Here is an 18,776-nt window from a genome sequence, read left to right as displayed (position 1 = left end):
GGTCAGGGCGCGATCGCCAGTCCGTCGCCATTCGTCCCTGCCGCGATCCGCCGCAGCACCTTTCCCGTAGCGACATCAATCTCCGCGACCTTGTCGACCCCCGTTTCGGCCGCGTAGAGCCGCTTTGAATCGCGGCTCCACAGCAAGGTAACCTGCCGCGCCGCATCGCCTTCCGACACCGCGATCACCTTTACAGGCGCGCGCGTTTCGGCGTCGAACAGGCTGATCGTGCCCTTGCCGATATTGCTCGTCGCGACCCATTTGCCGTCGGGGCTCGCCAGCACGCGGATCGCGACCGGATCGACCGCCAGTTCGGTGATCTTCTCGCCCTTCACCGTATCCCACACCTGCACGCGCGGCGCCGACAGGTCGCCGACCCACAGCTCGCGCCCGCCCTTCGTCAGCGACAATCCCTCGGGCTTGCCGCCCACGGCGAGGTCGCGCAGCTTCTTGCCCGCGGCGAGGTCGAGCACGCTCACCGTCCCCGACGCGATATTGGCGGTGTAGGCGGTGCGATTGTCGGGCGCGACGACGATCATGTGCGTGCCCTGTTGTCCTGTCGCGATCGACGTCACCGTCCCACCCGGCGCGATCACCGCGACCGACTGGCTCCCCTCGGCCGTTGCCACGAGTCGCCCGTCACTGAGCCACAGCAGGCCGTGCGGCCGCTGGTTCGGGCTGAGGTCGATCGTCCGCAGCTTCACTCGCTTCGCAATGTCGACGATGTCGATCGTCGTCGCACCATAGGCCACGACCGCCGCCTGCTTCCCGTCGGGTGAGACCGCAATCTCGTGCGGCATCTTGCCGGTCGGCACCCGCGCCAGCTCGGCGCCGCTATCGAGCGCGATCAGGCTCAACGTGTCCTCGCCCTTGTTGCCGACGAGCAGGGTCTCGGCGGCGGCAATCGACGGTGCCATCATCAACATGCCAAGGGTGGCGGCAATCGTACGGCGCATGGCTTTTCTCTCCGTTTCGATCGTCGCACCCTAAGCGGCGCTGCCCATCGGGCAACCGCGCTTCGACCAGCGACATGGGAGGAATTACGAGAAGTTAACTGTGCGCGCGCCGCGCCCTTTCCTAGCCCGTCACCGGCGGCACCTCTCGCCGCCGTCCCGCACAGGAGCCTCATATGGACGTACCCGCCATCGACATCGACGCCCTACCTTTGCTCGACACCCATGTCGGGCTTTTCGGATCGTTCGCTGGAGACAGCACCTCGGCGAACGCCTCGGTGTTCGAGGTCGGCGTGACCGTGATCATGATCATCCACGATTGATCGGGACGCGGGCGGCCCATCGCGCCGCCCGCACCCTTGCCGGAGCAGCCGATGACCGCCCAGCCGTCCCGTCACGACCATTACCCGCGCGCAGACGCATTGCGCCGCCAACGTCTTCGCGCCGCGACGGCCGAACTCGATGCGCGCTGGCGGGCCGAAGATGCGTCGCCCGGCGGCCTGGTCGCTGCGATCGATTCCGCCGCTGGGGCGTCGCCCGACGAAGCCGTCGCGGCTCTGACGCCCTGGCTCGCCGATACCGGCTGGCTGGTCGAACGCCTCGACGCGGGGTTGGCGCTGGCCGCCGCTGATCCTTTCGCGCGCGTTCCGATGCGGGTCGTCGGCGGGGAAGAGGCGGCCGGCGGGCTCATCCTCGCCGAACGCGGCGCGATCCGCCTGACGTTGCAAATCCAGCCCGCGCACTTCGCTGCGCCGACGAAGGCGCTCTTCATTCCCGGCCGGTCGGCGGTCCGCATCCTTGCCGACGGCGGCGCCAAGGTCCGCTTCCACCATGTCGCGCTGACGCCGGGCGAGGTGGCGGGGGCATTCATCGTCGCCGCGGCGTCGCGCTGCCACAGCGACCCGCCGCGCGCCGTCGCGGCGGATGAGGTCTGGACGCTCGACACCGCGCAGACCGCCTTCACCCTGTCGGATGCGCACCGCGACGTGCTGCTCCTCGAACTCGCGGTCCAGCCGCCGTCGCCGCTTCCGGTGCGCAGCTACGACATCGCGAGCGGCCAGCTCGTCCGCGCCGCCTCCGCGCGCCGCGACAGCAGTTTCCGCCAGATGGCGCTGGCCCTGCTCCGCCACCTCGGCCGCCGCGACGCCGCGCCGCTCTTCGCCGCCGAGACCCGCAGCGAGGATTTTGCGGCGCGCTGGTCCGCGATGCGCGAGTTCGTCGCGCTCGAACCCGCCGCGGCGCACCCGCATCTCGCCGATATGGCGGCCGATGATCCGCACCCCGAGGTCCGCCGCGCTGCCACGGCAACCCTCGCGCTCTACCCGCCAGCCAAGGCCGACCCATGCCCCGCCTGATCGATCCCCCCGCCGGTCCCGAGCTCGACCTCGATGAAATCGCCGCCCGCCTCGACGAAAGCGGCGTCGACCTCGGCGACGAGGCCAGCGTCGCGCGCTGCGCCGCCCTCCTCGCCGGGCTCCAGCGCAACCGCAGCTTCCTCGCCGATCGCATCATCGACGCGCTCAAGGCGAGCTACACCGACCAGCTCGCCGCGAACCGCTATTCGGCGCAGGTCTTCCTCCTCCACCGCAGCCCGCGCGGGCATTTCCTCCGCGCCAATCTCTGGCCCGCCGCGAGCGACGCGGTGTACGCGGCGAGCGGCCCCGCAGCCTTCGCCTACGGCCTGCCGCACGACCATAATTTCCACTTCCTGACCACCGGCTACTCGGGCCCCGGCTATGTCAGCGACTATTATGATTATAATGCCGAAGCCGTCGACGGCCGCGTCGGCGAGCCGCTGAACCTCCGCTTCGTCGAGCGCAGCGCCCTCGGCGAAGGCAAGATGATGCTCTACCGCGCCCACCGCGATGTCCACAGCCAGCTCCCGCCGGAAAGCCTCTCGGTCAGCCTCAACATCATGGACGAGGGCGAGCATATCCCCTGGCGCGACCAATATATCGTCGATCTCGAAGCCGGCACGATCGCGCGGCGCCCGACCCTGACCCCCACCGAAATGCTCCTCCGCTGCGCCGTCCACCTGACCGACAACGCCAAGGACATCGCCGAGCATTTCGTGAAAGCCCACCCGGTGCCGAGAGTGCGTGCAAACGCGATCGCCGCGCTGGCGGCGGTGGCGGATGATCGCGAGGCTATATTGGAGTGCGGTTTGGCCGATCCCGACGCGCGTGTCCGCGAAGATTGCGTTCGCTGGCTCACGCGATAGCCAAGCCTGCTGACAGCGCGGCTTTCCGCTGCTAACGGGCCGCGATGACCACGCCTCTCTCGCATATCCGCAATTTTTCGATCATCGCGCACATCGATCACGGGAAATCCACGCTCGCCGACCGGTTGATCCAGTTCACCGGCGGGCTCACCGCGCGCGAGATGTCGGCGCAAGTCCTTGATAACATGGACATCGAAAAGGAGCGCGGGATCACCATCAAGGCGCAGACGGTGCGCCTCAAATATACCGCGAAGGATGGCGAGACCTATGAGCTGAACCTCATGGACACGCCCGGCCACGTCGACTTCGCCTATGAGGTCTCGCGGTCGCTCGCGGCGTGCGAGGGCGCGCTGCTCGTCGTCGACGCGGCGCAAGGGGTCGAGGCGCAGACGCTGGCCAACGTCTATCAGTCGATCGAGCACGACCATGAGATCGTGCCGGTGATCAACAAGATCGACCTGCCCGCGGCCGACGTCGACAAGGTGAAGGCCGAGATCGAGGACATCATCGGCCTGCCCGCCGACGAGGCGGTGCTCGCGTCGGCGAAGTCGGGCATCGGGATCGAGGAATGCCTCGAGGCGATCGTCGCGAAGATCCCGCCGCCGAAGGGCGACGCGGCCGCCCCGCTCGTCGCGATGCTCGTCGACAGCTGGTACGACCCCTATCTCGGCGTCGTCATCCTCGTCCGCGTCGTCGATGGCGTGCTCAAAAAAGGCCAGCAGATCAAGTTCATGCAGGCGGGCACCACCCACCTGATCGACCGCGTCGGCTGCTTCACGCCGAAGCGCGAGGAGCTGACCGAGATCGGCCCCGGCGAGATCGGCTTCATCACCGCGCAGATCAAGGACGTCGCGCAGGCGCGCGTCGGCGATACGGTGACCGACGCGAAAAAGCCCGCGGCGAACCCGCTGCCGGGGTTCAAGGAGGTTCAGCCGGTCGTCTTCTGCGGCCTGTTCCCGACCGACGCGAACGATTTCGAGAAGCTCCGCGAAAGCATCCAGAAGCTCCGCCTCAACGACGCATCGTTCAGCTTCGAGATGGAGACGAGCGCGGCATTGGGCTTCGGCTTCCGCTGCGGCTTCCTCGGCCTCTTGCACCTCGAGATCATCCAGGAGCGGCTGACCCGCGAATATGACCTCGACCTGATCACCACCGCGCCCAGCGTCGTTTACAAGCTGAAGCTCACCCGGTCGAAGGAGGGCGGCCCGACCGAGATGGAGCTGCACAACCCCGCCGACATGCCCGACCCCAACCGGATCGACGAGATCGAGGAACCGTGGATCGAGGCGGTGATCTATGTCCCCGACGACTATCTCGGCGCGATCCTGAAGCTCTGCCAGGACCGCCGCGGCATCCAGAAGAACCTGACCTATGTGGGCGGCCGCGCGCAGATCACCTACGAACTGCCGCTCAACGAGGTGGTGTTCGACTTTTACGACCGGCTGAAGAGCATCAGCCGCGGTTATGCGTCGTTCGACTATCACCAGATCGGCCACCGCGCCGGCGACCTCGTCAAGATGAGCATCCTCGTCAACAACGAGCCGGTCGACGCGCTCAGCATGATCGTCCACCGCGGCAGCGCCGAAAGCCGCGGCCGCGGCATGTGCGAGCGGCTGAAGGACCTGATCCCGCGCCACATGTTCAAGATCCCGATCCAGGCCGCGATCGGCGGAAAGGTGATCGCCCGCGAAACCATCGCCGCGCTGCGCAAGGACGTGACCGCCAAATGCTACGGCGGCGACGCGACCCGCAAGAAGAAGCTCCTCGAAAAGCAGAAAGAGGGCAAGAAGCGGATGCGCGAGTACGGGAATGTGAACATCCCGCAGGAGGCGTTTATTGCGGCGCTGCGGATGGGGGACGACGCCTAATCCGCTTTTTCACTGAAGCAGAAAGAAGGCAGATGGGCCAATCAGACGAAGCTGCGGGGCAGCTTGGACCGGCCCAGCCGCATGCGCGAATATATAGGAATGTAAGCATCCCGCAGGAGGCTTTTTTTTGCGGTGTTGCCGATGGGGGGTGACGCCTAGGTAGCTTGCGCCTCACGTCGGCGGTTGCGACCTAGAACAGCATCGGCCACAACCGACAGCGCGACGGTCCTCGGTATGCGCGAAAGCCCTCCAAGTGCAATTCGGCCCCCTTTGCTTCTACTCATAATAGCGCGCGCAGGGCTGGATGATCGTACCGGTTGCTCTGAACTTTCACTCCTCCGAGTAGACGAAAGAGCTCAAGGCGCGCGCTTCGGTCGCCAGTCGCGCGAATTCGGACCGCAGGCGAGGCGCCGCGAAGTCGATAAAGGCTCGCACCTTGGGCACCGAGCTGCGCCCCTTCGGGGTTAACAAATGTGCGGGCATCGGTGGATGTTCGGCATTGGCGAGCACGACCCTGAGGTCGCCGCGCCCGACCGCCTCGGCAACATGATAAGAATAGAGTCGGGTCAGTCCGACTCCGCTTATCGCCGACGCCGCGGCCGCGCGCACCGTGTTCACGGTCAAGCGCGGCGTGAAGGTGACCGTCCGTGGAACACTCGCGCCCTTGGCGGGGGTGAACGTCCATGAATCGAGCCCCAGATTTGAGAAGGCGATGATGCTGTGCCCGGCAAGGTCGGAAGGTTCGCGAATCGGCGGATGGTTGGCGAGATAGTCCGGCGAGCCGACGACCACCTTCCTGACGTCGGCGCCGACCCGCGTTGCAATCAACGCGGAATCGGGGAGCTGTGCGACGCGCAGGACAATGTCGATGCCCTCTTCCACCATATTCACGTGCCGATCGAGCAGGAGCAAGCGCACAGAGACGGTGGGGTAGAGTTCGAGAAACTCGTCGACTAGCGGCCGCAATATGTCTTCGCCGCTGATGGGCGGCGCCGATATGGTCAGGATGCCCCTTGGTGCCGAGCGCTCGCCCACAGCGACGACGTCCGCCTCTTCCAGCTCGGTCAGAATTCTGCGGCAGGCAATCGCATAGCGCTCGCCGGCCTCGCTGAGGCGGATCGAACGAGTGGTCCGGTGCAACAGCTCGACGCCGACATGGGCCTCGAGGAAAGCGATGGCACGGCTGACCGCTGCCGGGGAGCGCGTGAGCAGACGCCCCGCACCTGCAAGGCTGCCCTCGTCGAGCGCGGCGAGAAATACTTTCATCGCGTCGATCCGATCCACCCTATGCCTCCTGCAAACCCGCCAGCCACGCCCCGATAGCACGGATCAGGCGCACATTCATCCGTTTTGCGGAACAGTGCATGCCAAGCAGCGGCTATTCCTACGATATCTGGTGCAATCTAAATAGTTGCCAGCGGTGCAATCGTGCGCCGGGCCAATAAAACAGGAGTTGAAGATATGAATGATCCACGCAAAGTCGCCGTCGTGACCGGCGCATCGCAGGGCATCGGTGCCAGCCTCGTCGAGGCGTTTCTCGATCGCGGCTATCGCGTTGTTGCCACGTCCCGGTCGATCAAGCCGTCATCGAACCCTGACTTGCTGACTGTCGCCGGCGACATCGGCGACCCTGAGACCGGGAAGCGGGTGATTGATGAGGCGCTCGCCAAGTTCGGCCGCGTCGACACGCTGGTCAACAACGCCGGCATCTTCGTCGCGAGCGGGTTCACCGGCTACACCGCCGAGCAATATGCGCAGGTGCTGGCGACCAATCTCAACGGCTTCTTCTTCATCAGCCAGCATGCAATCGCGGCGATGGAGAAGCAGGGCAGCGGTCACGTCGTGCAGATTTCGACAAGCCTGATCGACCAGGCGAATTCGAAGGTGCCGTCGGTCCTGGCATCGCTCACCAAGGGCGGCCTCAATGCCGCGACCAAGAGCCTTGCGATCGAATATGCCTCGCGGGGCATTCGCGCGAACGCCGTGGCGTTGGGCATCATCAAGACGCCGATGCACGCGCCTGAAACGCACGAGTTTCTCGCAGGCCTGCATCCGGTCGGCCGGATGGGCGACATCCGCGATATCGTCGATGCCGTCCTTTACCTCGACGGCGCCAATTTCGTGACCGGCGAGATCCTCCACGTCGACGGCGGGCAGAGCGCCGGCCACTAAGTCCTCCGGAGCGTCGCCCCCTTTGCGGGGCGACGCTCCCGGCTCCCAAGGAAGAAAGGAACGATCGATGATTTACGAACTGCGCGTCTATGAGGCCATCCCGGGTCGACTGCCGGCGTTGCTTGCGCGATTCCAGAACCACACACTGCGAATCTGGGACAAGCACGGCATCCGTCAGGCCGGATTCTGGACGACGCTGGTCGGCGAGAGCAGCCAGCGGCTGACATACATGCTCGCCTGGGACAGCGTTGCCGATCGCGAAAAGCGGTGGGCCGCATTCCTGGCCGATCCCGAATGGCTGGCGGTCAGCGCCGAAACCGAGAAGGACGGTCCTATCGTACAGAATATCAGCAACGAACTGTTGGCGCCGACGGCCTTTTCAAAGGCAGGATGAATGGACGCCGTTCCGCCCCGGGCCTGCGGTCGTCGGCCGTCATCGACCGGGGCGCGACGACATCCGGTTTGGACACCCGTCCCGTCGGGGTCGCACGCCCCGACACGCCGCGGAAGCGGAAGGGTATAATTGTCCTCCAAGGCAGTGGGGCGCCGATCATGGCATGAGCATGAATTTTGCCGACGGATACAATGTGGCGGGCGATGTCGATGCCCTATTTGGTCGGTTTATGTGGCCACCAACCTTCGTTAATCCCAGTCGACGGCGAACTGAGCGTGAAGATACCGATCGGGTTGGCTGAATGTCGCGCCAACACACGCCGGGGGCTCTCTTGGCGCCGAACTGACGAGGAAGGTAGTGACCGTTCAATAGAAGTGGCGTGGACGACGCCTGCCATCGCTGACTTCCATTTAAAAACGGACGGTGTGAAATTGGCCAACTCAGGCTCCGCGCTCCTCCAACCTAACAATCCGCACCACGCACCGCGCCGGAATCTCGATGATCCCGCTCAGCATGATGCGCTCCTCATCCCCGACGATCATCGCCGAGGCGGCGAGGATCTTTACGCAGTCGTCGTCGCGGACGAGGCGGCCGACCGAGGTGCAGGTTTGCACCGGCTCGGGTTCGAGATGCGCGGCGTCGGTCCAGCCGCCATAGGGCTCGCGCGGCTGGATCCAGTCGATCCGGACGATGCGGCCGAAGCGGGCACAGATGCGGTTTTCGTCGAGGGCGCGTTCGAGGCTCATTGCTCGCCTCCCGCGCTGTCGGTCTTGGCGGCGGCGCCATCGCCCGCCTTCCACGCCGCCCAGCTTTCCTCGCTGTACGCCGCATTCCATTCGCGTTCGAGCTCGGCGATCGTGCGTTCGATGCGGCGGCGGGCGGTGTAGCGTTCGATTCCCGTGGCGCCGCCGCATTGGCTGGTGTCGGCGAGGAAGCCGTGGGGGTGCTGGTACACCGGACGACGCGCGGCTTGCCAGGCTTCGGCGCGGTCGCGCAAGGTGCGGGCGGCCCGGCGGAGGTCGTTGCGGGCGACTCCGGGGGTGGCTGTTGCGGGGGCGGGGTCGCGCTCGTCGGCCTCGCCCTCGACGATATGATCCTCATAGCGTTTGAACCAGAATTCGTCCTCTTCGCCGCCCTCCGCCCCGGGGACGCAAGCGGCGGGGGGCGGGTTCGGGTGCGACAGGTCGCCGCCTTCGTGCGCCTGCCAGTCGATATGGCCCGCGCCTGCGGCGAAGGGGAGGATCATGTCGGGGTGGTATATGTGCCACTCATGCTTTTGCGGGTTGGTATAGGCGTCCTCGCGGCGTAGCGCGTCCCAGTCGGTGCCGGGGCCGGCGAGCATGTCCCACGCGGCGCGCTTGACCGGGTCGTGCGAAATCCCGCGTTGATATCCGGTGCGGATGGTGCGGAGGCGGTCGTCCAGTTCGGATTCCTGCCGACGCGCGCGCTCCGCATGGTCGCGCATTTCGGCCTGCTGCGCGGCTTGTCGCTCGGCCTCCCACTCGGCGCGCCATGTCTCACGCAGGCGGCGGACCGCGTGCGGGATCGCGGTGGCGGGGCGGCCGTCGGCGGGGTCGATGCCGCCGAAATTCGCGGGAAAGCGGCTGGCGGCGATATGCTGCATCGCGCGGACATTCGGGCGGCGGCGCTCGATGATCACCCGACCCCGCTTCGAGATCGTCTCGGGCACGCCATAGATGGCATATTCCATGAGCAGGTCGGCGACGCGGCGCGCGCCCGCCTCCACCGCGCGGTCCCACGCCGCGGCGAAACTCTCCGCGCCGTCGCGCTTGCGGAGCTGGTAGAGCGCGGAGGTGCTGTGGCCGATCGCCTTTGCCGCGATGCTGACCGCGCCGGTCGCCGCGAGCTGCGCGATGAAGAGGCGCTGTTTCTGCGCGTTGATGCCCGACCAGCGCTTCGCCTGTTGCTCGACGGGGGTGAAAGCAAGCTCTTCGGGGAGCTCGTCGTTCGCGATTTCGTCCATCGCTTCGGGGTCGGCGGGGAGGGGCGGAAGAATTTCCTGTCGCATGACGATGCTCCTTGGTTTGTGATATGACCATCACGAACCATATTGGAACATTGTAGGAAAGCGGATTCCGGTGCCGGGGCTCAGCCCGCGAGTCGGCCGCGCTGTGCCGGCTGCCGGTCGGCGGCGAGAAGCTGGCCGAGCGCCGTTTCCATGAAGTGGACGAGATCCCGCTCGGCCATGGTGTCGTCGCCGGCGCTGGCGATGGGAGCGTCGGCGCTGTGGTGCATCAGCGCGCCGTCGGCAGAGGGACGATCGAGCGTGCGCGCGACGATCGAAATGTCGAAGGCGCCGAAGGAGAGGCGCGCAAGGGTGGCGGGGGCGAGATCCCCCGATGCGGCCAGTTTCTGCCCGCGATGCGCGACGACCGAATAGCCAAGGCTGGCGGCGTGTGGATTATAGTCGGCGATGGCGAGATCGCGGTCCGACGGCGCGCCCTTGAGGTCGTAGGCTTTTGCACGAAGATCGGGAGCGAGGCGCGAGAAGACCGGCCAGGCCCGGACGGCGGAGTTTTCGTGCGAGAAGGCCGCGAAGGCGACGATCCGCCGGTCCGAAAGGCGGAGCGAATGTTTGACCGTGACGTAACCCGACACCGGGTCGATGTGGAGCGAATAGCGCTGCTCGACGACGCGGTGCATCTTGCCGCCGATCGCGATCGGATATTCGCTGCCGCGCAGGACGAGCAGCAGGGTGCCGCCGCCAAGCTCGCGGATCGCGAACAATAGTTTCGGCACGCCGTTGCACGACGCGGTGACGCGGCACTCTTTTTTAGCCATGGAATTTCTGCGCGACCTCGGCGCGGCGACGGGCCGCGAACGACCGATCATGCTGGAAGTCCTGGCGGCTGGCAAGGTCTTCGGCATGGTCGGCAATTTGCTCGGCGGGCCGGTCGCCCGACAGCGCATAAATATTCGGGCGTGAGGATCGCGATCCAGCAACGGGATTGCGGGCGGATCGCGCCCGGATTAGCTTCGCTTCCGTCCCATCCGTAAAGAGCGTCCGTTATGACCGAAGCCCGTGCAAGGCCGATCGACGGCATCGTCATCCACAGCGCGTTGACCGACGGGACGCGCGTGTGCCTGCGCACGATCAAGCCCGACGACGAGGAGCGCATTCGCGACGGGATCGCCAGGCTGTCGGCCGAATCGCGCTATTTGCGCTTTTTCTCCCCCGCGCCGGCCTTGCCCGACGAGGTCGTCCACCGACTCGCCGACGTCGACGGGCATGATCATATCGCCTGGGGCGCGATCTGCAGCGAATGCCCCGGATGGCCCGCGATCGGCGCGGTCCATGCGGTGCGCAACCAGCCCGATGGCCGCGTCGGCGAATATTCGGTCGCGGTACTCGACGAGTTCCACGGCAAGGGACTGGCACGTATGATGACCGCCGCGCTGCTCGTCGACTGCCATGCCGAGGGTCTGATCGGGCTCGATGTCCACACCTTGTCGGAGAATCACGCAGCGTCACGCCTCGTTCATGCATTGGGCGGGACATGGAAAGGCGAGAGCGCCGGGGTTGCCGAATATTGTCTCGATGTCGGAGCGGCGATCGCGGCGCTGCGCGCCGACACCGATGCGCCGGGCGTACAGCATGTGTTCGAGCAATTGGGGGTTTGAAGATTTGGGGCTAGTCCTGCCCGCCGCGGCGGGTCGCAGACCGCGGCGGGAGGGAGCGTGACGGAGCTTGGATCGCCCCCTCGCGAATCCCTTCTAGCCGCGACGGCATGACGTCGCGGTGACGTGGCGCACAGGGGGATGAATTCGGCGGGCGGCGGACAAGCAAAGGGCGCCGCGGCTTTCGCCGGGCGCCCTTCCGCGACCCAATCGCGGAGCTCCTTATTTCTTTTCGGCGGGAGCCGTCGTGGCGTCCTTGACCTCGGACGGGGCGATTTCGCCGTTATCGTCCATCGCGTTCGCCTTTTCCTCGCCCGCGGCTTCGACGGCGTCGGCCTTGGCTTCGGTGGCTTCCTTGGCGGCGCCCTCAGGCATTGCGTCGGCCTGGGCATCGATCGCGTCGGCCTGGGCTTCGGCCTGGTCCTCCACCTTGTCGGCTTCCTTGCTCTGGCAGGCGCCGAGCGCCAGGGCCGATGCGGCGGTGAGGGCGATGATCATCTTGCGCATATCGAGTTCTCTCCAAAATTGACTCGGGGGCTTAACGCCCGGTGAATGGCAAGGTTGCATCGAATTTTCGAAGCCGCGGAAATCGCGGGATTTTGGGCAAAAAAGAGGGCGCCCGCAGGCGCCCCCTTCATGACCCCTTCGGGCGCGTCCTTTTATCAGAAGCGTTGCTGGCGCTCATAGAGGTCGCGGTAGTGCTGGATGCGCGTGACGCGGAGACCCGGCATACCGCTGCGGTCGATCGACCGCTGCCAGCCGGCAAATTCCTCGAGCGTCAGGCCATAGCGTTCGCACGCTTCATCGACAGTCAGCAGACCGCCGTTGACCGCGGCGACGACCTCTGCCTTGCGGCGAACGACCCAGCGGGTGGTCGTCGGCGGCGGCAGCGAGTCGAGCGTCAACGGTTCGCCGAGCGGACCGATGACCTGTGCGGGCCGGATTTTCTGATTCTCGATCATATTCATTCCATTAATCTTCGTCGTGGGGGATCGGGCGAGCCGACAAGAGGGGATGTAGATCGGCGGGACTCAACATCGGCTGAAACCCTCTGGTAAACAGGTCATTCACAGTTTCGGACAGGGCGTTCGCGGGGTCCGACAAGTCGAAGAAGCGCGCCGGCCGGACGCCCTCGGACGCCGCGGCGGGGGCGGTGCCGAGCAGCATGTCGCGCAGCGCGCCGATCTTTTCCGCGTGGCGTTCGCGAGTCGCCTGCGCGCGCACCATGCGCACGGTTGGCAGCGCCGACTGGCGTGCTTCCGACACGGCGAGCAGGATGTCGAAGCCGGGGTTCGACAGGCTCGTCGCGGCGGAAAGCTGCGGGATATTTGACGGGCTGGCGTTCATGCAGCCTGTCTAGATCAGAGGAGCTAAGGTCCAGTAAATGCCCGTTTCAGCCCCTGTTAGCGAAGCTTAACCGGCGTCAATATCTTGACGCACAGCGCGGAAAAGCTGGTATTTTGAGGTTCGCATCCCTAGATGGCGCCGACCATGATCGAGACGATTTCCGCCCCCGACGGCCTCGCCCGCGCCGACTTCCAGCTTGCCGAACCGCTGAAGAACCGGCGAGTCGTCGTCGCGATGTCGGGCGGAGTCGATTCGAGCGTCGTCGCCGCGCTCGCCGCACGGTCGGGCGCCGAGGTGATCGGCGTGACGCTCCAGCTCTACGATCATGGCGCGAAAGCGAAGCGCGTCGGGGCGTGTTGCGCCGGGCAGGATATCCGCGACGCCCGAGCGGTCGCCGACCGGCTGGGTTTCGCGCATCACGTCCATGATCATGAAAGCCGCTTCCGCGACACGGTGATCGACCAGTTCGCCGACGAATATCTCGCCGGACGGACGCCGATCCCCTGCGTGCGCTGCAACATGGGGGTGAAGTTCACCGACCTGTTCCAACTCGCGAAGGACCTGGGTGCCGATTGCCTTGCGACCGGCCATTATGTCCGCCGCGTCATGGGCCCGGCGGGCGCCGAACTGCACCGCGCGGTCGATCCGGCGCGCGACCAGAGCTATTTCCTGTTCGCTACGACACAGGAGCAGCTCGACTTCCTGCGCTTTCCGCTCGGCGGGCTGGAAAAGAGCGTGGTGCGCGACATCGCGCGCGAGCTCGGTCTCGGCGTTGCGAGCAAGCCCGACAGCCAGGACATCTGTTTCGTCCCCGACGGCGACTACGCGACCCTCGTCCGCAAGCTGCGCCCCGACGCCGACGATCAGGGCGCGATCGTCCATGTCGACGGCACCATACTCGGCGCCCACAAGGGGCTGATCCACTATACGGTCGGCCAGCGGCGCGGGATCGAGATCGGCGGGCAGGCCGAGCCCCTGTATGTCATCCGGCTCGATGCGGAGACAAAGGAAGTCGTCGTCGGGCCGCGGCGGGCGCTCGCGGTATCGGGCGCGCGGCTCGGCGAAACCAACTGGCTCGCCGACGTCGAGGGACGTGCGGTGCTCGCGAAGGTGCGCAGCATGGCGAAGCCTGTGCCCGCGCTCGTGACGGGCGACCGGCTGGTCTTCGCCGCGGCCGAATATGGCGTCGCGCCGGGACAGGCGGCGGTGCTGTACGACGCGGCGGACGAGAGCCGCGTGCTGGGCGGCGGCTGGATCGAAGAGACGTTCGCCGCGGAATAGATTGCGCTTTTCCTCCCGATGCCGCAGCCTGCGGGTAAATCAGGGAGAAAAGCGATGGTCAACTGGGTCTTGCGCGGCGCCGTCCTGCTGTGGGCGGTCTTTTTCACCATATTGGGCGCGCAGGGGCTGCTCGATCCCGCGACCTATGCCGAAACCTTCGCCATCGCGGTCGACGGGGCTGCGGCGAACACCGTGCGCGCCGACCTGTCGGCCTTCTTCCTTGTCGCTGCGGGGAGCGCGGCCATCGGTGCGCTGGTGCGCGGCTGGACCGGCGCGCTGCTGGTGCCCGCGGCGCTCTATGGCACCGCGCTGGCCGGTCGGCTGATCGGGGCGGCGTTGGGCGATGCGGTCGGCGCGGCGATCGTGCAGGCGATGATCATCGAGGCGCTGACGCTGTTGCTGATGGCCGGAAGCTGGTGGGTGCTTTCGGGGCGTGCGTCGCGCGGCGATACTATTGCCGCGGCCGCCGACACCCTGCATTAAATTGGGCTTTCCTTGTCTTTTGGCCGATAATGTGAGTTACTGGCGGCAGGGTTGCTTCTGATTTCCTTTTTACGGGAAGGGGGGCTGTTATGTCGGGCGATAAGACGCGTAGGCCGGCGGATCGGCGGCGGGAGGATCGGCGTGTCGTCGACGATCCGGCCTATGACGGTCCCGAGCGCCGCGAGGGCGAGCGCAGGACGGGCAAGGACCGGCGGTCGCCGACGAAGTGACGCGATGGTATAGGGGCGGCTCGGGCGACGCGACGGTCGCCGTGCCGGTTGGAGATTTGCCGTGACCGAAGTGCTGCCGCGCCTGTCCGTCGACATCGTGTCCGATGTCATGTGCCCCTGGTGCATCATCGGCTGGCTGAAGTTCGAAAAGGTGATGGCGCATTTCGAGGGGCGGCTGGCGTTTCGGGTCCAGTGGCACCCGTTCGAGCTCAATCCCGACATGCCGCCCGAGGGCGAGGATGCGGCCGCGCATGTGATGCGCAAATATGGCATCAGCGCGGACCAGAGCCGCGCGAACAGCGGACGGCTGGCAGATATCGCGCGCGAGCTGGGCTTCGCCTTCAACCGCGGTCCGGAGTTCCGGATGCGCAACAGCTTCGACGCGCACCGGCTGCTGACCTGGGCGGGGGCGCTCGAGGAGCCCGAGCAGGCGGCGGCGACGGGCGTGCAGACCGCGCTGAAGTTGGCGCTGTTCAGGGCGCATTTCACCGATAATCGTGATGTTTCCGATCATGCGGTGCTCGCCGATGTGGCGGCATCGGTCGGGCTCGACCGCGTACGCGCTGCCGCGATCCTCGCGGGCGACGATTATGGCGAGATGGTCCGCGTCGAAGAGGCCTATTGGGCCGACCAGAATGTGACCGGGGTTCCCGCGTTCATCCTCGGCGGCCGGATGATGGTGCCGGGCGCGCAGGATCCCGACATGTTCATCCGCGTGATCGAGAGCAAGGTGCTGGCCGCGGCGGCCTGAGGAACGGCCGGGTCCCGCCGCGCGTTATCTGTTGATCCTGGCAATGGAGGCGATGACGATGGCCGACGACCCCCGTGACGATGAATCCCGTGATGGCGATGACCAAGCGCCCGAAGCGCTGAACCGCGAACAGGAGGACGAGGACGCGCAGGCGCAGACGGTCGCCGAGGCGGCGCGGCGCGAACGCCCGCTGGGTGAGAGCCGCAAGGCGAAGGCGCGCTACGAGGATCGCGACACGCCCGATCTGGTCGACCATATGCGCCAGATGGAGCGCTCGGGCCGGATCGACATGGACGCCTATCGCGGCGAACGCAGCGACGATGACGAGGACGGCGAGCTCGGCGAGGACGGGATCGACGACGACGCGCCGCGCGGCGCGCCCTGACGTCCGATGCCTAGCGCCGGTTTCGGATCAGGTCGGCGAGCGCGATCGGGCCGAGGACGAGCAGGAAGCTGCCCACCATCGCGGTGAAGATCAGGACGGGGCCTTGCAAGAGCGGATTGGTCATGACGGGTCTCCTTGACTGGTGACCCCGTCTGGCGCCGCGCCGCGCCTTTTTCTTTGATATCGGTCAAAACGGTGCCGCGCCGGATACGATCAGTGGCGTTTGCCAGCCATGGCGGAGCCGCCGCGTTGGGACTTTGATAAGCCCTTTCGGGCAGGCTGCCCGCCATGGCCCACCGTCGATATGTCCGAAAACCGCCGCGCCCCGGGCGCCGTGCCTATCCGAAGCGGCCGCGGCGGCGGCGCAGCTTCGGGCTGTCGCTTGCGATGGTCGTCGCGGGCGGATTCGTCGGCACGCTGGGTGCGCTGAACATGACGCCGGGCGGACGCGAGGCCGCGGCCGGCATCCCGCTGCTCCGCGAGGGGGCCGCGGCGCCCGACACGCTCTCGGCACGCTTCGGGCTCTGCCACAGCGGCGGCGGGCGCAATTGCGTCGTCGATGGCGACACCTTCTGGTTCGAGGGGCAGAAATATCGCGTCGCCGACATCGACACGCCCGAGACACACCCCGCGCGCTGCGCCGAGGAAGCCGAACTGGGCGAGGCGGCGACCGGGCGCCTGCTCCGCTGGCTGAACGCCGGCGCCTTCACGCTCGAAAGCGTCGATCGCGACACCGACCGTTATGACCGCAAGCTGCGGATCGTCACCCGCGGCGGCGACAGCGTCGGCGACATGCTGGTGGGCGAAGGGCTCGCGCGGCGGTGGGAGGGACGCCGCCGGCCCTGGTGCTGACGAGCGCATTTGGCGGCGGTGCCGATCGCGGCGCCGACCCTGTCCGCGGGGCGCTTCGTCGGAGGGGGTGGAGCCGACTCGCCTTTCGGGCGTATGGTGAATGCGCTCCCCCTCCCGGAGCGGCAAGGAGACAGACGATGGCCGAACATGACCACAGCGCGATCAAGGAAGATATGAATGTCATCGGCGCCGACGGCGTCCATCTGGGCACGGTCGACCATATCGACGGCGAACGCATCAAGCTGACCAAGGCCGACAGCGTCGACGGCAAGCATCATTATCTTCCCGCCGGGCTGGTCGCCGCGGTCGAGGGCGACACGGTGCGCCTGTCGGCCACCGCCGCCAACGCGATCGACCTGTTCGAGGAAGCCGAATAGTCCATCCCCCGGACATAGATGGCGGGGGCGCAATCCGGCGTCCCCGCACCTTGAAACTGGCCCGCCCTGTCCCCTGGGGCGGGCCGTTTTCATAGGGCAAAGCCGCCCCGAAAAGCTTGAGCCAAACCGACAAAGGAAACGGAGCCGGGGTGGTTCGTCCCGGCTCCGTCCTGTGCCCGCGTCCACGATTTTCCCGCGAGGGGCGACCCACGCGGAAGCGGGCGGTGGGGAAGGCGCGTCAGTGCGACTTGGCGTCCGCGCTGGCCTGCGCACTGCCGTGCGCACGGGCCGCGATCTCGGCGCGCGACAATTTGGTCACCAGCGGCCCGGTGACGCTGTTCGCCTTGCTGTAAAGCGCCGAGAGCGGGATGTTGTAGAGCTTGCCGCCGTCGACCACGACCGCATTGTCGCCGTCGAGGCTCTGGACGGTGCCGATGCTGTTGCCCTTGGCATCGGTGATCTGCGCGCCGGCGCGGACCTGTTCGCGGGTCGCGGCGGAGAGCTTTGCCGAGTCGATCGCACCGTTGACGGCGCCGTCGGCGCGATCGACGCTATTGCCGAGCTGGCCGGTGACGTTGCCGACGGTGTTCCCGACCGCGCCGGTGCCGACCTGCGCCGTCGTGTCGACCGTACCGCCGACCACTCCGCCAACCTGCGCGATGGCGGGGGCGCCGAGCAGGGCCGCACCCGCGGCGAGCAGCGTGAGGGAATTGCGCATGGGGTGTCTCCTGTCCTGCGGGCAGCCGGGAGCGGCCGCCCGTCCGGCAAGAGAAACCGGCGGACGCGGCGAATGTTGCGCGGGCGGGCGACGGGGCGCCGCGCGCACGCGACGAACCGCCCGCCGATATTTCAGTGCGTTTTGACGGACTTGCCGGCGAGATTGTTGCCAACCAGCTTGTTCAGCGTCGCGATCCGCATTCGCGCCGCGCTCCAGTCGCGTTCGGGGTGCGCCTGGATCTGCGCGAGCAAGGTCGCGAGCTCCTTGCGGCGGTCGCCTTCGGTTACGGCCTGCATGGGCTTTCTCCTTTCGCCTTGCTTATAGCATCGCCGCGACGCTTTTGCAGGCGGCTTGCTGCGCGGCCGGGGCGCATTGTCCCGCGCCTCGCGACTGGCGCCGCGCCGCCGCCATCCCTATCTGTGGGCATGATGCAATATCGGGACCGGAAGATGATCGTCGTCGCGCGGCTGAAGGCGAAGCCGCTGCTCGCGGGGCAGGTGATCAGCGCGCTGGCGTTCGCCGCGCTCGCGTGGGGGCAGGCGGCGCCGGTGCGCGCCGACGGGGCGGGCGCGATGATCCGCGCGCTGCTGTTCGGCGATGCAGTCGCGACGGTGGCGATGCTTGCCGCGGCCTTCGCCTTCTGGACGTGCCTGCGGTTGTGGCGCCAGCGCGGCTCTTACGTGTTCCACGACGGCGTGCGGCTCTATCGCGGCAGCAGCCTGTCGTGGCCGCTGGCGGCGATCCGCGACGTGGTGATCGAGCGCGACCGGCTGGGCTTTCCCGTGCTGCGGCTGGTCGTCGACGACGACAGCGAGGTGACGCGCGCCCTGGTGCCGCTGCCCTTGCTCGACGGATCGGCCGAGGCGGTGCGCGGCGGGGTGCTGTTCGCGGCGGGCGGTCTGCGCGGGGTGCCGGTCGGGGTGACGGTGAATTGAGGGGGCGCGGCGGCGGTTCGCGCCCCGCCAAGTTTCGGGCCAAAGTTCAGTAAAGTTCAGCCTTGTGGCGGTCCGGTTTCCGCATCGTCGGGGACGACCGCGAGCCGCTCGGCGGCATCGCCGGCGTCGTCGCGATACCAGCGCGGCAGCTCGCCGTCGCACAGATCGGC

At 66.9% G+C, this 18,776-nt stretch carries 26 protein-coding genes; 16 read left to right on the top strand and 10 right to left on the bottom strand.

From position 1 onward, the window contains the following. Positions 1-2: 2 nt before the first annotated feature. Positions 3-956, bottom strand: coding sequence for a beta-propeller fold lactonase family protein (locus ATE64_RS12595; protein ID WP_058457123.1), 954 nt, complete (start codon positions 954-956; stop codon positions 3-5). Between the two features lie 173 nt (positions 957-1,129). Between ATE64_RS12595 and ATE64_RS21700 the strand changes: the two genes are divergently transcribed. From ATE64_RS21700 to lepA, 4 genes are read left to right on the top strand one after another with little or no spacing between them, the layout of a single operon-like run. Continuing rightward, the gene (locus ATE64_RS21700; RefSeq protein WP_156416509.1) at positions 1,130-1,276 is read left to right on the top strand and encodes a hypothetical protein; all 147 of its coding nucleotides are present in this window, start codon (positions 1,130-1,132) and stop codon (positions 1,274-1,276) included. A 51-nt stretch (positions 1,277-1,327) separates the two neighbouring features. After that, complete coding sequence (locus tag ATE64_RS12590; RefSeq protein ID WP_058457124.1) at positions 1,328-2,308, top strand: HEAT repeat domain-containing protein; 981 nt, start codon at positions 1,328-1,330, stop codon at positions 2,306-2,308. After that, positions 2,296-3,174 carry a transposase gene (locus ATE64_RS12585; protein ID WP_156416508.1) on the top strand — a complete coding sequence of 293 codons (879 nt, stop codon included), beginning with the start codon at positions 2,296-2,298 and terminating at the stop codon, positions 3,172-3,174. The genes ATE64_RS12590 and ATE64_RS12585 overlap by 13 nt, the downstream gene beginning before the upstream one ends. A 44-nt stretch (positions 3,175-3,218) precedes the next feature. Continuing rightward, a complete protein-coding gene (gene lepA, locus ATE64_RS12580) occupies positions 3,219-5,042 on the top strand; it encodes a translation elongation factor 4 (RefSeq protein ID WP_058457125.1) in 1,824 nt (607 codons plus the stop codon). Between the two features lie 330 nt (positions 5,043-5,372). Here lepA and ATE64_RS12575 read toward each other — a convergent pair whose 3' ends face one another. Then, positions 5,373-6,326, bottom strand: a complete 954-nt coding sequence (locus ATE64_RS12575; RefSeq protein ID WP_058457126.1) for a LysR family transcriptional regulator — start codon at positions 6,324-6,326, stop codon at positions 5,373-5,375. A 177-nt stretch (positions 6,327-6,503) separates the two neighbouring features. Between ATE64_RS12575 and ATE64_RS12570 the strand changes: the two genes are divergently transcribed. Together ATE64_RS12570 and ATE64_RS12565 are read left to right on the top strand one after the other, a co-directional pair. Then, the gene (locus ATE64_RS12570; RefSeq protein ID WP_058457127.1) at positions 6,504-7,214 is read left to right on the top strand and encodes an SDR family NAD(P)-dependent oxidoreductase; all 711 of its coding nucleotides are present in this window, start codon (positions 6,504-6,506) and stop codon (positions 7,212-7,214) included. Between the two features lie 67 nt (positions 7,215-7,281). Beyond that, complete coding sequence (locus tag ATE64_RS12565; protein WP_058457128.1) at positions 7,282-7,608, top strand: NIPSNAP family protein; 327 nt, start codon at positions 7,282-7,284, stop codon at positions 7,606-7,608. Positions 7,609-8,048: 440 nt separating this feature from the next. Here the strand turns inward: ATE64_RS12565 and ATE64_RS12560 are convergent, their stop codons facing one another. The 3 genes from ATE64_RS12560 to ATE64_RS12550 form a co-directional block, all read right to left on the bottom strand. Continuing rightward, complete coding sequence (locus ATE64_RS12560; RefSeq protein ID WP_058457129.1) at positions 8,049-8,354, bottom strand: hypothetical protein; 306 nt, start codon at positions 8,352-8,354, stop codon at positions 8,049-8,051. Further along, the gene (locus ATE64_RS12555) at positions 8,351-9,637 is read right to left on the bottom strand and encodes a hypothetical protein (protein ID WP_058457130.1); all 1,287 of its coding nucleotides are present in this window, start codon (positions 9,635-9,637) and stop codon (positions 8,351-8,353) included. Before ATE64_RS12555 ends, ATE64_RS12560 begins: the two co-directional genes overlap by 4 nt. Before the next feature lie 80 nt (positions 9,638-9,717). Further along, complete coding sequence (locus ATE64_RS12550; protein ID WP_058800403.1) at positions 9,718-10,410, bottom strand: hypothetical protein; 693 nt, start codon at positions 10,408-10,410, stop codon at positions 9,718-9,720. Here ATE64_RS12550 and ATE64_RS21695 point away from each other — a divergent pair. After that, positions 10,409-10,555: a hypothetical protein gene (locus ATE64_RS21695; protein WP_156416507.1), complete on the top strand. Its 147-nt coding sequence runs from the start codon at positions 10,409-10,411 to the stop codon at positions 10,553-10,555. The two genes, ATE64_RS12550 and ATE64_RS21695, sit on opposite strands and share 2 nt — an antisense overlap. A gap of 83 nt (positions 10,556-10,638) precedes the next feature. Further along, positions 10,639-11,250 carry a GNAT family N-acetyltransferase gene (locus ATE64_RS12545; RefSeq protein ID WP_058457132.1) on the top strand — a complete coding sequence of 204 codons (612 nt, stop codon included), beginning with the start codon at positions 10,639-10,641 and terminating at the stop codon, positions 11,248-11,250. A gap of 219 nt (positions 11,251-11,469) precedes the next feature. Here the strand turns inward: ATE64_RS12545 and ATE64_RS12540 are convergent, their stop codons facing one another. From ATE64_RS12540 to ATE64_RS12530, 3 genes are all read right to left on the bottom strand, one after another. Beyond that, positions 11,470-11,754: a hypothetical protein gene (locus ATE64_RS12540; RefSeq protein WP_058457133.1), complete on the bottom strand. Its 285-nt coding sequence runs from the start codon at positions 11,752-11,754 to the stop codon at positions 11,470-11,472. Positions 11,755-11,909: 155 nt separating this feature from the next. Continuing rightward, the gene (locus ATE64_RS12535) at positions 11,910-12,209 is read right to left on the bottom strand and encodes a DUF1153 domain-containing protein (protein WP_041383255.1); all 300 of its coding nucleotides are present in this window, start codon (positions 12,207-12,209) and stop codon (positions 11,910-11,912) included. Between the two features lie 10 nt (positions 12,210-12,219). Beyond that, positions 12,220-12,594 carry a hypothetical protein gene (locus tag ATE64_RS12530; protein ID WP_058457134.1) on the bottom strand — a complete coding sequence of 125 codons (375 nt, stop codon included), beginning with the start codon at positions 12,592-12,594 and terminating at the stop codon, positions 12,220-12,222. Positions 12,595-12,726: 132 nt separating this feature from the next. Between ATE64_RS12530 and mnmA the strand changes: the two genes are divergently transcribed. The 7 genes from mnmA (at position 12,727) to ATE64_RS12500 (ending at position 16,953) form a co-directional block, all read left to right on the top strand. Continuing rightward, the gene (mnmA, locus tag ATE64_RS12525; RefSeq protein ID WP_197410118.1) at positions 12,727-13,875 is read left to right on the top strand and encodes a tRNA 2-thiouridine(34) synthase MnmA; all 1,149 of its coding nucleotides are present in this window, start codon (positions 12,727-12,729) and stop codon (positions 13,873-13,875) included. A gap of 54 nt (positions 13,876-13,929) precedes the next feature. Continuing rightward, entirely contained in the window at positions 13,930-14,358 is a 429-nt protein-coding gene (locus ATE64_RS12520) for a hypothetical protein (RefSeq protein ID WP_058457135.1), read from the top strand. Positions 14,359-14,447: 89 nt separating this feature from the next. Next, positions 14,448-14,588 carry a hypothetical protein gene (locus tag ATE64_RS21690; protein ID WP_156416506.1) on the top strand — a complete coding sequence of 47 codons (141 nt, stop codon included), beginning with the start codon at positions 14,448-14,450 and terminating at the stop codon, positions 14,586-14,588. A gap of 61 nt (positions 14,589-14,649) precedes the next feature. After that, positions 14,650-15,339, top strand: a complete 690-nt coding sequence (locus tag ATE64_RS12515) for a DsbA family oxidoreductase (protein ID WP_082657645.1) — start codon at positions 14,650-14,652, stop codon at positions 15,337-15,339. A 58-nt stretch (positions 15,340-15,397) separates the two neighbouring features. After that, on the top strand, positions 15,398-15,724 hold the full coding sequence (locus ATE64_RS12510; RefSeq protein ID WP_058457144.1) for a hypothetical protein: 327 nt from the start codon (positions 15,398-15,400) through the stop codon (positions 15,722-15,724). A gap of 288 nt (positions 15,725-16,012) precedes the next feature. Beyond that, positions 16,013-16,576, top strand: coding sequence for a thermonuclease family protein (locus ATE64_RS12505; RefSeq protein WP_058457136.1), 564 nt, complete (start codon positions 16,013-16,015; stop codon positions 16,574-16,576). A gap of 137 nt (positions 16,577-16,713) precedes the next feature. Beyond that, entirely contained in the window at positions 16,714-16,953 is a 240-nt protein-coding gene (locus ATE64_RS12500) for a DUF2171 domain-containing protein (RefSeq protein WP_058457137.1), read from the top strand. A 238-nt stretch (positions 16,954-17,191) separates the two neighbouring features. Here ATE64_RS12500 and ATE64_RS12495 read toward each other — a convergent pair whose 3' ends face one another. After that, entirely contained in the window at positions 17,192-17,671 is a 480-nt protein-coding gene (locus ATE64_RS12495; RefSeq protein WP_058457138.1) for a hypothetical protein, read from the bottom strand. A gap of 131 nt (positions 17,672-17,802) precedes the next feature. Continuing rightward, on the bottom strand, positions 17,803-17,967 hold the full coding sequence (locus ATE64_RS22025; protein WP_167541766.1) for a hypothetical protein: 165 nt from the start codon (positions 17,965-17,967) through the stop codon (positions 17,803-17,805). Positions 17,968-18,120: 153 nt separating this feature from the next. Between ATE64_RS22025 and ATE64_RS12490 the strand changes: the two genes are divergently transcribed. Further along, complete coding sequence (locus ATE64_RS12490) at positions 18,121-18,606, top strand: hypothetical protein (RefSeq protein WP_058457145.1); 486 nt, start codon at positions 18,121-18,123, stop codon at positions 18,604-18,606. Positions 18,607-18,776: the final 170 nt, after the last annotated feature.

Source organism: Sphingopyxis sp. H073 (assembly GCF_001468395.1).
Lineage (GTDB): Bacteria > Pseudomonadota > Alphaproteobacteria > Sphingomonadales > Sphingomonadaceae > Sphingopyxis.
The sequence above is the reverse complement of the archived record's forward strand: the minus strand, read 5'-3'. Positions and strand labels throughout refer to the sequence as shown.